Origin of the sequence: Kineococcus rubinsiae, from assembly GCF_011839805.1 — a bacterium.
In the GTDB taxonomy this organism is placed as follows: domain Bacteria; phylum Actinomycetota; class Actinomycetes; order Actinomycetales; family Kineococcaceae; genus Kineococcus; species Kineococcus rubinsiae.
Map to the genome: position 1 here is coordinate 62,319 of NZ_VWPY01000013.1, position 14,922 is coordinate 77,240.

General features: G+C 74.2%; 14 protein-coding genes. 7 read left to right on the forward strand and 7 right to left on the reverse strand.

Annotated elements, in window-relative coordinates:
• Positions 1-25: 25 nt before the first annotated feature.
• On the forward strand, positions 26-892 hold the full coding sequence (locus tag F1544_RS09460; protein WP_167584635.1) for a carbohydrate ABC transporter permease: 867 nt from the start codon (positions 26-28) through the stop codon (positions 890-892).
• A gap of 97 nt (positions 893-989) precedes the next feature.
• Entirely contained in the window at positions 990-2,459 is a 1,470-nt protein-coding gene (locus F1544_RS09465; RefSeq protein ID WP_167584571.1) for a GH1 family beta-glucosidase, read from the forward strand.
• 52 nt (positions 2,460-2,511) lie between these two features.
• On the opposite strand, the gene F1544_RS09470 is transcribed toward F1544_RS09465, so the two are convergent.
• Complete coding sequence (locus F1544_RS09470; protein WP_167584574.1) at positions 2,512-3,114, reverse strand: TetR/AcrR family transcriptional regulator; 603 nt, start codon at positions 3,112-3,114, stop codon at positions 2,512-2,514.
• A 196-nt stretch (positions 3,115-3,310) separates the two neighbouring features.
• Between F1544_RS09470 and bdeA the strand changes: the two genes are divergently transcribed.
• Entirely contained in the window at positions 3,311-4,177 is an 867-nt protein-coding gene (gene bdeA, locus F1544_RS09475) for a bis(hydroxyethyl) terephthalate hydrolase (RefSeq protein ID WP_208971596.1), read from the forward strand.
• A gap of 66 nt (positions 4,178-4,243) precedes the next feature.
• Here bdeA and F1544_RS09480 read toward each other — a convergent pair whose 3' ends face one another.
• The 6 genes from F1544_RS09480 to F1544_RS09505 all read right to left on the reverse strand — a co-directional run bounded on the left by F1544_RS09480 (position 4,244) and on the right by F1544_RS09505 (position 11,051).
• Complete coding sequence (locus F1544_RS09480) at positions 4,244-5,059, reverse strand: exodeoxyribonuclease III (RefSeq protein WP_308469975.1); 816 nt, start codon at positions 5,057-5,059, stop codon at positions 4,244-4,246.
• Between the two features lie 117 nt (positions 5,060-5,176).
• Positions 5,177-6,064, reverse strand: coding sequence for a bifunctional methylenetetrahydrofolate dehydrogenase/methenyltetrahydrofolate cyclohydrolase (locus F1544_RS09485; RefSeq protein WP_167584582.1), 888 nt, complete (start codon positions 6,062-6,064; stop codon positions 5,177-5,179).
• Positions 6,061-7,368, reverse strand: a complete 1,308-nt coding sequence (glyA, locus tag F1544_RS09490; protein WP_308469976.1) for a serine hydroxymethyltransferase — start codon at positions 7,366-7,368, stop codon at positions 6,061-6,063. Before glyA ends, F1544_RS09485 begins: the two co-directional genes overlap by 4 nt.
• Positions 7,369-7,525: 157 nt before the next feature.
• The gene (locus F1544_RS09495; RefSeq protein WP_167584585.1) at positions 7,526-8,671 is read right to left on the reverse strand and encodes an isochorismate synthase; all 1,146 of its coding nucleotides are present in this window, start codon (positions 8,669-8,671) and stop codon (positions 7,526-7,528) included.
• 69 nt (positions 8,672-8,740) lie between these two features.
• Positions 8,741-9,757 carry a nucleoside hydrolase gene (locus F1544_RS09500; protein ID WP_167584588.1) on the reverse strand — a complete coding sequence of 339 codons (1,017 nt, stop codon included), beginning with the start codon at positions 9,755-9,757 and terminating at the stop codon, positions 8,741-8,743.
• A 79-nt stretch (positions 9,758-9,836) separates the two neighbouring features.
• Complete coding sequence (locus F1544_RS09505) at positions 9,837-11,051, reverse strand: NADP-dependent isocitrate dehydrogenase (RefSeq protein WP_167584591.1); 1,215 nt, start codon at positions 11,049-11,051, stop codon at positions 9,837-9,839.
• A 145-nt stretch (positions 11,052-11,196) separates the two neighbouring features.
• Here F1544_RS09505 and F1544_RS09510 point away from each other — a divergent pair, with 145 nt between their 5' ends.
• The 4 genes from F1544_RS09510 to F1544_RS09525 form a co-directional block, all read left to right on the forward strand.
• Positions 11,197-12,834 carry an acyl-CoA carboxylase subunit beta gene (locus F1544_RS09510; protein WP_373368067.1) on the forward strand — a complete coding sequence of 546 codons (1,638 nt, stop codon included), beginning with the start codon at positions 11,197-11,199 and terminating at the stop codon, positions 12,832-12,834.
• Entirely contained in the window at positions 12,831-13,082 is a 252-nt protein-coding gene (locus F1544_RS24240) for an acyl-CoA carboxylase subunit epsilon (protein ID WP_167584594.1), read from the forward strand. The genes F1544_RS09510 and F1544_RS24240 overlap by 4 nt, the downstream gene beginning before the upstream one ends.
• A 125-nt stretch (positions 13,083-13,207) precedes the next feature.
• The gene (locus F1544_RS09520) at positions 13,208-14,362 is read left to right on the forward strand and encodes a metallophosphoesterase family protein (protein ID WP_167584642.1); all 1,155 of its coding nucleotides are present in this window, start codon (positions 13,208-13,210) and stop codon (positions 14,360-14,362) included.
• Positions 14,359-14,922 (forward strand): AAA family ATPase (locus F1544_RS09525; RefSeq protein WP_167584596.1); only part of this gene is annotated, 564 nt, incomplete at its 3' end. The genes F1544_RS09520 and F1544_RS09525, both read left to right, overlap by 4 nt.

Consider the following 14,922-nt stretch of genomic DNA (forward strand, 5'->3'; position numbering starts at 1 on the left):
CACCACCACCGTCCGCGAGGCCGCGATGGCGGCCCCCACCCCGCGCCCCGGCCCCCGCACGCGCCGCTACCGGGCGCCCGACGCCGCCGGCCCGCTCACGTACGTGCTGCTGACCATCACGGCGTTCCTGTTCCTGGTGCCCTTCTACTACATGATCGTCGCGGCGAGCCGGCCGATGGCGGAGATGAACCAGTCCCCGCCGCCGTTCCTACCCGGCCCGGACCTGTGGAGGAACATCACCACGGCGGTCCAGCAGCAGGCGATCGGCCTCTCGATCGTCAACTCCCTCATCGTCTCCGGGATCACGACGGTCGCCACCCTGCTGTTCTGCACGCTGGCGGGCTTCGCCTTCGCCAAGCTGCGCTTCCGCGGGAAGAACGCCCTGTTCGCCATCACGCTCGGGACGCTGATGATCCCGCCCACGCTCGGCGTCGTGCCGCTGTACAAGATCATGTCGGACTGGGGCCTCGCCGGCCGTCTCGAGTCGGTGATCCTGCCCTCGCTCGTCACGGCGTTCGGGGTGTTCTTCATGCGCCAGTACCTGGTGCAGACCCTGCCCGACGAGCTGCTCGAGGCGGCCCGCGTCGACGGCGCCTCCTCGACGCGGACGTTCATCAGCATCGTGCTCCCGATCGCCCGCCCGGGCATGGCCGTCCTGGGGATGCTGACCTTCATGACCGCCTGGAACGACTTCTTCTGGCCGGTCATCGCGCTGAACTCCACCAACCCCACCGTGCAGGTGGCGCTGAACAACCTCGGCAGCGGCTACGTCCCGGACACCGCGATCATCATGGCCGGGACCCTCGTGGGCACCCTGCCGGTCATCGTGGTGTTCCTGCTGCTGGGCCGTCAGATCGTCGGTGGCATCATCGCCGGGGCCGTCAAGGGCTGATCCACCCGGGGCCCCACCCGCTCGCGAACGACCGCACGACCCCCCACGCCACCGACCCGAGAGGAGGCGGGACCGCCCCGCGCGGACCCGATCCCCCATGACCGCCACCGAAGAGCGCAGCAGCGCGCAGCCCGCGCCCGCCCCCGAGACCGTCCGCTCCTTCCCCGCCGGCTTCGCCTGGGGGACCGCCACCGCGGCCTACCAGGTCGAGGGCGCCGTGGCCGAGGACGGCCGCACGCCGTCCATCTGGGACACGTTCAGCCACACGCCGGGCCGGGTGACCGACGGCGACACGGGGGACGTCGCCGACGACCACTACCACCGCTTCCGCGAGGACATCGCGATCATGAAGCGGCTGGGCCTGACGTCCTACCGCTTCTCCGTGGCGTGGCCGCGCATCACCCCCGAGGTGACCGCGGCGGCCAGCGGGCCCGTGAACGCGGCGGGGCTCGCGTTCTACTCGACGCTGGTCGACGAGCTGCTCGCCGCCGGCATCGAGCCCGCCGTGACGCTCTACCACTGGGACCTGCCGCAGGCCCTGGAGGACGCGGGCGGCTGGACGTCGCGGGCGACCGCCGAGCGCTTCGCCGAGTACGCCGAGGTCGTCGCGGGGGCGCTGGGCGACCGGGTCGGGACGTTCATCACGCTGAACGAGCCGTGGTGCTCCGCCTACCTGGGCTACGCCTCCGGCGTGCACGCGCCCGGGCGGACCGAGCCCGCGTCGGCCCTGGCCGCCGTGCACCACCTGAACCTGGCGCACGGCCTCGGCACCGCCGCGGTCCGCCGGGCCGCTCCGGGCGCGCGCGTGGCCCTCACGCTGAACCTGGCGTGGGTGCGCACGGAGGGGCACCGCGCGGCCGACGCGGACGCCGTGCGCCGCGTCGACGGGTTGCAGAACCGGGTGTTCCTCGACCCGGTCCTGCGGGGGGAGTACCCCGCCGACGTGCTCGCCGACACCGCCGGGGTGACGGACTGGTCGTTCGTCCTGCCGGGGGACCTGGAACTCGTGCACCAGCCGATCGACCTGCTCGGCGTGAACTACTACAGCCCCACCGTCGTCCAGGCCTGGGACGGCAGCGGTGCGCGCGCCGAGGCGGACGGGCACGGCAACAGCGCCCACAGCCCCTGGATCGCCTGCCCCGACGTGGAGTTCCCCGAACTGCCCGGGGAGCGCACCGACATGGGCTGGAGCATCGACGCCCGCGGGCTGCGGGAGCTGCTGGTGCGCCTGCACACCGAGCACCCGGGCCTCGAGCTCGTCGTGACCGAGAACGGGGCCGCCTACCCCGACGTCGTCGAGGACGGCCGCGTGCGGGACACCGCGCGCACCGCCTACCTGCACGACCACCTCTCGGCCGTGCTGGACGCGATCGACGCCGGCGCCCCCGTCACCGGGTACTACCTGTGGTCCTTCCTCGACAACTTCGAGTGGGGCTACGGGTTCTCCAAGCGCTTCGGGATCGTCCACGTGGACTACGAGACCCAGGTGCGGACCCCCAAGGACAGCGCCGGCTGGTACGCGGGCGTCATCGCGGCCCACGGGCTGGGGGCCGCCCCGGCGCGGTAGGTCCGGACCTCCGGGGCGGGCCCGCGTCGGCGCGGGCCCGCCCCCGACGGGTTCACCCCCCGTCGCGCAGCCAGGCGCTGCGCCGGCGCTCCACGTCGCGCAGGAGCTCCTCGAGCGCCGCCTCGACGCGCTCCTCGTCGCCGGTGACGAGCAGGTCCACCAGCAGCCCCCGCATGGTGCCCAGCACCAGGGTCGCCAGCGCCGCGGCCTGCCCGGGCGGGGCCCCGTCCGCGACGAGCGCGCGGGTCAGCAGCCCCGTGCGCTGCTGCAGCGACCGGGACACCGCGGCCGCGAGGTCGGGCGAGCCGTGCAGCGCGTGACCCGTGATCGCGGTGAACAGCCGGATCTGACGGCGTCCCCCGGGCGCGGTGGCGTGCCGCCACAGCGTCCGCAGCGGATCGGGGTCCCCCGCCGCGACGAGGTCCGGGGAGGAGAACGTCCGGGTCAGGACGAGGTCGACGATCTCCGCGACCAGCCGGTCCTTGGACGTGAAGTGGTGCACCAGCGTCGCGTGGCTGACGCCGACGGTCTCGGCGACCTTGCGCAGCGACAGCCCCGCCAGACCGTGCTCCAGGGCGTGCTCGGTGGCGGCCAGCAGCACCTCCTCGCGGCGGTGCTCGTAGCGCCGCCGGCGACCGTCGACGCTCTCGCTCACCGGGCGAGGCTAGCCCAGCCTCCCGGTCCCGCCGGGCGGCCGCGGAAGATGCTTGACCACTCGGTAGAGCAACCCTAGGGTTCCCCTGCACGGCAACGGAGGCCGCGACACCCCTCGGCACACCGGCCGGGTCCGCACCGGCACCCGGAGCCCCGCCGTGCTCGAACCGCCGAGAGAGGGCCCTCCCGTGAAGACGCTGTCCCGCACGCTCCGCCGACCGCTCGCCGCCACCGCGCTGGCCGCCACCGTCTGCCTGGGCCTGCAGGCCCCCGCCCACGCCGCGGACAACCCCTACCAGCGGGGACCCGCGCCCACGACCGCCGGCATCGAGGCCACCCGCGGGTCGTTCGCCGTGTCCCAGACGACCGTCTCGCGCTACGCGGTGAGCGGTTTCGGCGGCGGGACCATCTACTACCCGACGACGACCACGGCCGGGACCTTCGGCGCGGTCGTCATCGCCCCCGGGTACACCGCGCGGCAGTCGAGCATCGCCTGGCTCGGGCCGCGCCTGGCGTCGCAGGGCTTCGTCGTGTTCACCATCGACACCCTGACGACCTCCGACCAGCCGAGCTCCCGGGGGGACCAGCTGCTGCGGGCCCTGGACTTCCTGACGGGGAGCAGCACGGTGCGGTCCCGCATCGACGCGACGCGCCTGGGCGTGATGGGGCACTCGATGGGGGGCGGGGGGACCCTGGAGGCGGTCAAGGACCGCCCGTCGCTGCAGGCCGCGATCCCGATGACCCCGTGGAACCTCGACAAGACCTGGCCCGAGGTGAGCACGCCGACCCTCGTCATCGGGGCGCAGGACGACACCGTCGCCCCCGTGACGTCGCACTCGGAGCCGTTCTACCAGTCGATGCCCGCCGCGACGGACAAGGCGTACCTGGAACTGCGCGGCGCCAGCCACTTCGCCCCGAACTCCTCGAACACGACCATCGCGAAGTACAGCATCGCCTGGCTCAAGCGGTTCGTGGACGACGACCTGCGCTACGACCAGTTCCTCTGCCCCGCACCGACGTCGACCACCGCGATCAGCGAGTACCGCAGCACCTGCCCCTACTGAAAGGCCTCCCACCAGACGCCGCACCGCGTCCCCCGCGCGGTGCGGTGGTCCGGTGCGGACCCGGTCTCAGCCGCGGTAGGTGACCACCACGGGGGCGTGGTCGCTCCAGCGCTCGGCGTAGGTCGGCGCCCGGTCCGTGCGCACGTCGGCGACCTTCGCGGCGAGACCGGGCGTCGTCAGCTGGTAGTCGATGCGCCAGCCCGAGTCGTTGTCGAAGGCCTGCCCCCGCCAGCTCCACCAGGCGTACGGGCCGGGCACGTCACCGGCGGCGCGGCGCTGGACGTCGACCCAGCCGAGCTCGTCGAACCAGTGGTCGAAGTGGGCGCGCTCGTCCTCGAGGAACCCGGCCTTGCCCCGGTTGCCCTTGTGGTTCTTGATGTCGTTCTCGGTGTGGCCGATGTTCAGGTCCCCCGCGACCAGCGCCTCGCGCCCGTCGGCCGCGGCGAGCTCCGCGAACCGCGTGTCCATGGCGTCGAGGAAGCGGTACTTGTCCTCCTGCTGGGGCGTGCCCACCTCGCCCGAGTGCACGTAGGCGCTGACGAGGGTGAGGGGCCCGACGGCGGTCTCCACGTCGGCCTCGATCCAGCGCCCGGACGTCTCGAAGTGGGCGTCGTGGGCGAACCCCGTCCGCACGGCCGAGAAGTCCGTCTTCGCGGCGATCGCCACCCCGGCCCGGCCCTTCGCGGCGGCCTCGGTGTGCGCGATGAACGGGTAGTCCGGCAGCGCCTTGCGCAGCTCCTCGTCCGGCGCCCGGACCTCCTGCAGCAGCAGGACGTCGGGCTGGCGCTCGTCGATCCACGGCTGCATCCCGCGCCGCACGGCGGCGCGTACGCCGTTGACGTTGACGGTCGCGACGACGAGGGACTTCTTCGCTCGGGGCACGGCCCGGACGCTACCGGGAGCCCGCGACACGACGCCCGAGGTGGTCGAGCGGGACGTCCCCGCCGTGATCATGCAGGGACTACCTGCATGATCACGGCGGGGAGGACCGGGTGCGGCTCAGCGCAGGCCGGCGGCCCGCTCCGCGGACTCGACGACGTTGGTCAGCAGCAGCGCGCGCGTCATGGGCCCGACCCCGCCGGGGTTCGGGGCCATGAACCCCGCGACGTCGGCGACGTCGAGCGCGACGTCGCCCGTGAGCTTGCCCTTGCCCGTCTCCGGGTCCGGCACGCGGGAGACGCCGACGTCGAGCACCGCGGCGCCCGGCTTCACGACGTCCTTCGTCACCAGGCCGGGCACGCCGGCCGCGGCCACGATCACGTCGGCGCGCCGCAGGTGGCTCGCGAGGTCGCGCGTCCCCGTGTGGCACAGGGTGACCGTGGCGTTGGGGTGGCGGCGGGTCAGCAGCAGCCCGATGGGCCGCCCCACCGTCACGCCGCGCCCGACCACCACGACCTCCGCGCCGTCGAGCGGGACGTCGTGGCGCAGCAGCAGGTCGATGACACCGCGCGGGGTGCAGGGCAGCGGCGAGGTGATCTCCTCGCGCACCCGCAGCACGAGCCGGCCGAGGTTGGTCGGGTGCAGCCCGTCGGCGTCCTTGTCCGGGTCGACGAGCTCGAGGACCTGGTTGGCGTCCACGCCCGCGGGCAGCGGCAGCTGCACGATGAACCCCGTGCACGCCGGGTCGGCGTTCAGCCGCTCGACCTCGGACTCGATCTCGGCCTGCGTCGCGGTGGCGGGCAGCTGCACCTGGATCGAGGCGATGCCCACCTCGGCGCAGTCGCGGTGCTTGCCGCGCACGTAGGAGGCGCTGCCGGGGTCGTCGCCCACGAGGATCGTGCCGAGACCCGGCACGATCCCCTTCGCGGCGAGCACGGCGACGCGCTCGGTCAGGTCGGCCTTGACGGCGGCCGCGGCCGCCCGGCCGTCGAGGACGGTGGCGCTCACGCGGTCGGCCCGGCGGAGGGGTACAGCGGGAAGCGCTCGGTGAGCCGGGCCACGCGGGCCCGCAGCGCGTCGGCGTCGAAGGACGGCTTCAGCGCCTGCGCGATGACGTCGGCGACCTCGGTGAACTCCTCCGCCCCGAAGCCGCGGGTCGCGAGCGCCGGCGTGCCGATGCGCAGCCCCGAGGTGACCATCGGCGGGCGCGGGTCGAACGGCACCGCGTTGCGGTTCACGGTGATGCCGACGTCGTGCAGGCGGTCCTCGGCCTGCTGCCCGTCGAGCGCGGAGTCGCGCAGGTCCACGAGCACGAGGTGGACGTCGGTGCCGCCCGTGAGGACGGAGACGCCGGCCTCGCGCGCGTCGGCGGCGACGAGGCGCTCGGCGATGATGCGCGCGCCCTCCAGCGTGCGCTCCTGGCGCTCCCGGAACTCGGCGCTGCCGGCCACCTTGAAGGCGACGGCCTTGGCCGCGATGACGTGCATCAGCGGGCCGCCCTGCTGGCCCGGGAAGACGGCGGAGTCGATCTTCTTGGCGTACTCCGCCTTCGTGAGGATCACGCCCGAGCGGGGCCCGGCCAGCGTCTTGTGCACCGTGGAGGTCACGACGTCGGCGTGCGGGACGGGCGTGGGGTGCAGGCCCGCGGCCACGAGGCCCGCGAAGTGCGCCATGTCGACCATGAGGTAGGCGCCGACCTCGTCGGCGATCGAGCGGAACGCGGCGAAGTCGAGCTGGCGCGGGTAGGCCGACCAGCCGGCGATGATCAGCTTGGGCCGGGCCGACAGCGCCGTGGCGCGCACGACGTCCATGTCGACGCGGAAGGTCTTCGGGTCCACGCCGTAGGAGGCGACGTCGTACATCCGGCCCGAGAAGTTGATCTTCATGCCGTGGGTCAGGTGGCCGCCGTGAGCGAGCTCGAGGCCCAGGATGCCGTCGCCGCCGCGGATGAGGGCGTGCATGGCGGCCGCGTTCGCGGTCGCGCCGGAGTGCGGCTGGACGTTGGCGTGCTCGGCGCCGAACAGCTCCTTGGCGCGGGTGCGGGCCAGCTCCTCGGCGACGTCGACGTGCTCGCAACCGCCGTAGTAGCGCTTGCCCGGGTAGCCCTCGGCGTACTTGTTGGTCAGGACGGAGCCCTGGGCCTGCAGCACGGCGCGGGGCGCGAAGTTCTCGCTGGCGATCATCTCCAGCGTGTCGCGCTGGCGGCCGAGCTCGGCGTCCAGGACGGCGGCGATCTCGGGGTCGACCTCGGACAGCGGACGGTCGGTGACCCCGCTGGAGGTGGGGACGGGGGTGGGCAGGACGTCGGTCACGATCGCTCCTCGGCACGTCGGGCGGCGGTGGCGACGCGAGGCCCAGGCGGACGACCCCGACAGCGGCGGACGCGGGACCTCCGAAGACGGAGGGATGCACCCGTTGCCGCTCCCCGGTGGTGACCACCCTCGCCAGTCGCGGCGGGTCCAGGTTAGCTCAGCGCGGGCAGGCCGCGTCCAGGACGGTGCGCATCTTGGCGCCCGTCTCGGCGACCTCCGCCTGGGGGTCGGAGCCGGCGACGATGCCCGCGCCGCCGAAGATGCGCAGGGTCCGCCCGCGCGCCTCGGCGCAGCGCACCGCGACCACCCACTCGCCGTCGCCCTCGGCGTCCTGCCAGCCCACGGCCCCGGCGTAGCAGCCGCGGTCGACGCCCTCGACGTCGGCGATGACCCGCATGGCGGCCGCCCGCGGGGAGCCCCCGACCGCCGGGGTGGGGTGCAGCGCCGCGACGAGGTCGGCCGACGTCGTCTCCCCGTCGCTGAGCAGCGCGGTGATGCGGGTCGCGAGGTGCCAGACCGCGGGCGTGGACAGCAGCTCCGGCTCGGGGGCGTTGACCTTGCGGCAGAACGGCTTGAGCGCCTCGACGATGGCGTCCACGACGTAGGCGTGCTCGCGGCGGTCCTTCTCGGAGTCCAGCAGCGCCTCGGAGCGCCGGGCGTCCTCGCGCGGGTCCGGGGATCGGGGGGTCGACCCGGCCAGCGGGCGCAGCAGGACGCTCGGCCCGCGGCGGCGCAGCAGGAGCTCGGGGCTCGCCCCGACGAGCCAGCGCCCGCCGGGCCGCGCCGGGTCGTCGACGGGCACGGCGAGCACGGTCGCGGCGGGGTTGCGCCGGGCCAGGGAGGTCAGCAGGTCGGGCACGGACCAGTCGTCGAGGGCGGTGAGCTCGAGCGAGCGGGCCAGGACGACCTTCTGCGCGTCCCCGGCCGCGATCCGGGCCAGGGTGGTGCGCACCGCGTCGGCGTAGCCGGCCGGGCCGGGCACGGGACGGCTGCCGGCGACCAGCGCCGAGCGCACCCGCGGGCCGCCGCCCAGGTTGACCGGCCCGTGGGTGCGCAGCGCCGGGCCCAGGCGCAGCGCGCCCGGCTGGGAGGGGTCGAAGGGGACGGCGCCCAGCGCCACCGTGCCGGGGGGCGCGTCCTCCAGGACGCGGGAGAGGGCCTTCAGCTGACCCGTGCCGCTGCCGCCCGGGACCAGGGGCCGCGGGCCGGTGACGACGAGGCCCGAGCTGGGGCCGGAGAAGACCGACGCGCCCGCGCGGGCGGCGTCCCCCGCCGACACGACTCCCGCTGCGGCCTCCGGCACGCGTCCACCCTAGGTCTGCGACGGCGCCGCGCGCGCCCGAGGGTGCCCGGTCTCACGCGCGGCCGCGGCTCAGCGCCGGACGCCCTCGGCGAGGCTCGTGACGAAGTCGGCCAGGAAGGCCGCGCGGTCGACGGCCGTGACCGCCGTGAGCGCGGGCATGGGGGGATGCTCGGGGCGCACGGCGGGCGGCGTGCCGTCGGGCAGCCGCAGGACGCGGGCCCGGGTGGCGAAGCCGTTGCTCATGACGGCCCCCGGCCCGCTGACGGTCGCCGTGACCAGCTCGGGGCGCGCGAGGACGCCCGCGGCGAGGCCGTCGTGGACCGGGGAGACGCGCCGGCCCCACTCGTGGGCGTAGAAGTCCGCGTAGGCGTCCAGGGTCGCCGCGGCGAAGTCCCCCCAGGCCGTGCCGGCCCGGCGCAGGCTCTCGACCATCGCCTCGTCGAGGACCACCGTGGCGGTCACGTCGACCCCGACGAGCGTCAGCGTGTCCGCGGCCGGCCGCGGCGCCGCCAGCAGCTCCCGCGCCGCCGCCGGGTCGTTCTGCACGTTGGCGTCGACCATCAGGACCTCGCCGAGGGGCCGGTAGGGCCCCGAGCCGCCCATGACGACCACGGAGCGCAGCTTGGTCAGCAGCAGCGGGTCCAGGCGCAGGGCCAGCGCGACGTTGGTCAGCGGGCCGAGCGCCAGCAGGTCGTAGCGGCCCGGCGCGCTGTTCGCGAGGTGCACGAGCTGCTCGGCCGAGGTGCGCTGCGTGACCTCCGGGTCGGGCCGGTCCAGGCCCAGGTCGCCCAGGCCGTCGCCGCCGTGGACGTAGCCCGCGATGTGGGCCTCGCCCTCCAGCGGCCCCGCCGCGCCGAGGGAGAGCGGGACGTCCGCCAGCCCGGCCAGGCGCAGGACGTGGGCGGCGTTGCGGGCGGAGTCCTGCACGACGCAGTTGCCGTAGACCGTCGTCACCGCGGCCACGTCGGCGTGCGGGGACCCGGCCAGGTGCAGCAGCGCCAGGGCGTCGTCGAGGCCCGTGTCGGTGTCGACGATCACCTGCCGACGCGCGGGCGGCACGAGGACGGGGGGCGGGTCGGCGCTCATCCGCGGATCCTAGGCAGGGCCGGGGACGCCGACGGCCCCGCACGCGGGGCGCGCGGGGCCGTCGGTCGGGCTGCGGGTCTCAGGCGAGGCGCGCGGCCAGGTTCTCGTCCAGGCTCGCGAGGAACTCCTCGGTGGTCTGGAAGGCCTGGTCCTTGCCCACCAGGAGCGCGAGGTCCTTCGTCATCTTGCCGCTCTCGACGGTCTTGACGACGACGTCCTCGAGGGTCTCGGCGAAGCCGGTGACCTCGGGGGTGGAGTCCAGCGCGCCGCGGTGCGCGAGCCCGCGGGTCCAGGCGTAGATCGACGCGATCGGGTTGGTCGACGTCGGCTTGCCCTGCTGGTGCTGGCGGTAGTGGCGCGTGACGGTGCCGTGCGCGGCCTCCGCCTCCACGACGCTGCCGTCCGGGGAGTACAGGACCGACGTCATGAGGCCGAGCGAGCCGAAGCCCTGCGCCACGGTGTCGGACTGGACGTCGCCGTCGTAGTTCTTGCAGGCCCAGACGTAGCCGCCCTCCCACTTCAGGGACGCGGCGACCATGTCGTCGATCAGGCGGTGCTCGTAGGTGACGCCCGCCGCGGCGAACTTGTCCTTGAACTCGGCCTGGAAGACCTCCTCGAAGATGTCCTTGAAGCGGCCGTCGTAGGCCTTCAGGATCGTGTTCTTCGTGGACAGGTAGACCGGGTAGTTGCGCGCCAGGCCGTAGTTGAGCGAGGCGCGGGCGAAGTCGCGGATGGACTCGTCCAGGTTGTACATGGCCAGCGCGACACCGGCGCCGGGCGCCTGGAAGACCTCGTGCTCGATGGGCGCGGAGCCGTCCTTGGGCGTGAAGGTCACGGTCAGCGTGCCCTCGCCCGGGAAGCGGAAGTCCGTCGCGCGGTACTGGTCGCCGAAGGCGTGGCGGCCGACGATGATCGGCTTGGTCCAGCCCGGCACCAGGCGCGGGACGTTGGAGATGATGATCGGCTCGCGGAAGATGACGCCGCCGAGGATGTTGCGGATCGTCCCGTTCGGGGAGCGCCACATCTTCTTGAGGCCGAACTCCTCGACGCGCGCCTCGTCCGGCGTGATCGTCGCGCACTTGACGCCGACGCCCGCCTTCTGGATCGCGTGGGCCGCGTCGATCGTGATCTGGTCGTCGCTCGCGTCCCGGGCCTCCATGCCCAGGTCGAAGTACTGGAGGTCGACGTCCAGGTAGGGGTGGATCAGCCGGTCCTTGATGGCCTGCCAGATGATCCTGGTCATCTCGTCGCCGTCGAGCTCGACGACCGGTCCCTGCACCTTGATCTTCGCCACGTGCTGTCTCCTCCTGACGCTCCACCGGGCCGCGACGCCTCTGGTCTCCGGCGCCCGTCCGCGTGGACTCCACGGCTGTCCCGTCTCGACGTCAAGGTACCGGGCCGGGGTGCCTCCGCGCCCGAGCCCCCTAAGCTGCGGACCCGTGAGTGGTCTTGAGGCGCCCGTCGCCACCCCGGAGCCCGTCGTGCCGCCGGACGGTGCGTCCCGCACCACGGCCGGCAAGCTCGAGGAGCTGCACCGGCGCACGCACGCGGCCGGGGTCGCCGCCGACGAGCGCGCCGCCGCCAAGCAGCACCCCCGCGGCAAGAAGACGGCCCGCGAGCGCATCGCGGCCCTGCTGGACGAGGACTCCTTCGTCGAGATCGCGGCCTTCGCCCGCTCCAGCGCCACGGCCTTCGGGATGGCGAGCAAGCACGTCGACGGCGACGGCGTGGTGACCGGGCACGGCACGGTCGACGGGCGCACCGTCGCGGTCTACGCCCAGGACTTCACGGCCTTCGGCGGCTCCCTCGGCGAGGTGCACGGCGCCAAGATCGCCAAGCTGCAGGAGTTCGCCGCGACGACGGGCTGTCCCGTGGTCGGCATCAACGACGGCGGCGGGGCCCGCATCCAGGAGGGCGTCGCCTCCCTCGTGCAGTACGCGCGCATCTTCCGCCGCAACGTGCACGCCTCGGGCGTCGTCCCGCAGATCTCCCTCATCCTCGGCCCCTGCGCGGGCGGCGCGGTCTACTCCCCCGCCCTCACCGACCTGGTCGTCATGGTCGAGGAGACGTCGCACATGTTCGTCACGGGCCCGGACGTCATCCGGACCGTCACGGGCGAGGACGTCGGCTTCGAGGAGCTCGGCGGCGGGCGCACGCACGCCTCGCGCTCCGGGGTCGCCCACCACCTCTCCCCCGACGAGGACGACGCGATCGCCTACGTCCGGGACCTGCTGTCGTTCCTGCCCTCGAACAACCTCACCGAGGCGCCCGTCCTGCCGGCCGACCTGCCCCAGGGGCTGGAGGTGGACGAGGACGACCTGGTGCTCGACACGATCGTCCCGGACTCCTCCAACCAGCCGTACGACATGGTCGAGGTCGTCGCGCACGTCCTGGACGACGGCGAGTTCCTGCAGGTGCACGAGCTCTTCGCGCCGAACATCCTCACGGGGTTCGGCCGCGTCGAGGGCCGCACCGTCGGGGTCGTGGCCAACCAGCCGCAGCAGCTCGCGGGGACCCTGGACATCGACGCCTCCGAGAAGGCCGCGCGCTTCGTGCGCCTGTGCGACGCGTTCAACGTCCCCGTCCTCACCTTCGTCGACGTCCCGGGGTTCCTGCCCGGCACCGACCAGGAGTGGGGCGGCATCATCCGCCGCGGCGCGAAGCTGCTGTACGCCTACGCGGAGGCGACGGTGCCGCTGGTCACCGTCATCACCCGCAAGGCCTACGGCGGCGCGTACATCGTCATGGGTTCCAAGGAGATGGGCGCCGACGTGTGCCTGGCCTGGCCCACCGCGCAGATCGCCGTCATGGGCGCGCAGGGCGCCGTGAACATCCTGCACCGCAGCACGTTGAAGAAGGCCGAGCAGGACGGGGCCGACGTCGAGGAGACCCGCCGCGAGCTCGTCGACGAGTACGAGGCGGAGCTCGCGAACCCCTACGTCGCCGCGGAGCGCGGGTACGTCGACGCCGTCATCGCCCCGTCCGAGACCCGGGTGCAGGTCACCCGCGCGCTGCGGGCCCTGGCCACCAAGCGCGCGACCCTGCCGCCCAAGAAGCACGGGAACATCCCGCTGTGAGCGCGCAGGCGGAACCGCCCGGCGCGGACCCGGTGGCGGAGGTCCTGGGGTCCCTGCGGATCGAGCGCGGTCACCCCGAACCCGAGGAGCTCGCCGCCCTCACCGTGGTGCTGGCGCGCATCCGCACCGTGCAGCCCGTGCCCGTCCCGCCCGAGCCCGCGTCGTCGTGGTCGGACCGGCGCCACGTGCTGGGCCTGCCGCCCGTGCCGGGAGCCGGCGGCTGGCGCGCGAGCGGCCTGCCCCGCTGACGCTCCATCCTCCGATCCAGGCCCGCCGCAACGGTTCCCGCCCGACGACCGGGCGGGGGCACGGCGCGTCCTGCGGGGTCCTGTCGGAGGGCTGACCTACCGTCGCTCGCATGGAGAACTCGTCGGTGCGCTTCGTGCACAGCGCGGACTGGCAGCTCGGCATGACCCGGCACTTCCTCGACGCCGACGCCCAGCCCCGCTACACCTCCGCCCGCACGGACGCCCTGCGCCGCATCGCCGACGTGGCCCGCGAGGCCGGCGCCGAGTTCGTCGTCGTCTGCGGCGACGTGTTCGAGTCCAACGCCGTGAGCCCCCGCACCGTCGCGCGCACGCTCGAGGCGCTGACCGCCTTCGACGTCCCGGTGTACCTCCTGCCCGGCAACCACGACCCGCTGGACGCCTCCTCCGTGCTCGCCTCCCGCGCCGTGCGCACCGCCCCGGGCGTCGTCGTGCTCGACACCCCCGGCGTGCACGAGGTCCGGCCGGGCGTCGAGGTCGTCGCGGCGCCGTGGACGTCGAAGCGGCCGCTGGGCGACCTGGTCGCGGCCGCCGTGCAGGGGCTGCCCGCCGACGGCACGGTCCGCATCGTCGTGGGCCACGGCGCCGTCGACGAGCTGAGCCCGGACCGCGACGACCCGGCGCGCATCGCCCTGGCGCCGCTGGAGGACGCGGTCGCCGCCGGCCGGGTGCACTACGTCGCCCTGGGCGACCGGCACTCCACGACGCAGGTCGGCTCCTCGGGCGCCGTCTGGTACTCGGGCACGCAGGAGGTCACCGACCGCATCGAGACCGACCCGGGAAACGTGCTCGTCGTCGAGGTCAGCGACGCCTCCCCGCCCAAGGTGGAGCCCGTGCGCGTCGGCACCTGGGCGTTCCCGGTCGTGCGGGCCGAGCTCGACTCCGCCGCCGACGTGGCGGCCCTCGCGGACCGGCTCGCCGCCTACCCGGCCAAGGACCGCACCGTGCTGACGCTGACCCTGTCGGGGTCGCTGTCGCTGCGGGAGAAGGCCCTGCTCGACGACCTGCTCGCGGAGCAGGCCCACCTCTTCGCGGGCGTGCAGCAGTGGGAGCGCCACACCGACCTCGCGGTCTACGCCGACGCCGACGAGCTGGGCGACCTGGGCGTGGGCGGCTTCGCGGACGGTGCCGTGGCGGAGCTCGCGGCCGCCGCGGCGGGCGAGGGTCCCGAGGCCGAGACCGCGCGCGACGCCCTGTCGCTGCTGTTCCGCCTCGCGGGCGGGACGAGCACAGCCGGTGGGACGGGGACGGCCCGCGCGTGAGGGTGCACCGCCTGCGCCTGGACAACTTCCGCGGCGTCGAGCACCGCGAGCTGCGCTTCCCCGACGCCGGGGTCGTCGTCCTCGAGGGCGCCAACGAGGTCGGCAAGACGTCCACGGTCGACGCCCTGGACCTGCTGCTGACGGAGAAGCACTCCTCGAAGAAGGCCGCGGTGCTCGCGGTGAAGCCCGTGCACCGCGACGAGTCCAGCGCCGTGGAGGCCGAGCTGAGCTCGGGGCCCTACCGCTTCACCTACCGCAAGCAGTGGCACTCGCGGCCCGCGACGACGCTGACCGTGACGGCGCCGCGGCACGAGCAGCTCACGGGCGAGCCGGCGCACGCGCGCGTGCAGGAGATCCTCGCCGAGACCCTCGACGAGGGGCTGTGGCGGGCGCTGCGCCTGCTGCAGGGCACCCCTTTGGACACCACCGCGCTCAGCGGCAGCAGCGCGCTGACCGCCGCGCTCGACGCGGCCGCGGGGACCACGAGCGCCTCCGACGACTCCGAGACGCTGCTCGGCGCCGTGGAGGCCCGCGCCGCCGAGTTCCTGACGGGCGGTCAG

Coding starts and splice junctions, on each gene's coding strand:
- F1544_RS09500 (WP_167584588.1), bottom strand. CDS start 9,757: ATGAGCGCCGACCCGCCCCCCGTCCTCGTGCCGCCCGCGCGTCGGCAG.
- F1544_RS09465 (WP_167584571.1), top strand. CDS start 990: ATGACCGCCACCGAAGAGCGCAGCAGCGCGCAGCCCGCGCCCGCCCCC.
- F1544_RS09460 (WP_167584635.1), top strand. CDS start 26: ATGGCGGCCCCCACCCCGCGCCCCGGCCCCCGCACGCGCCGCTACCGG.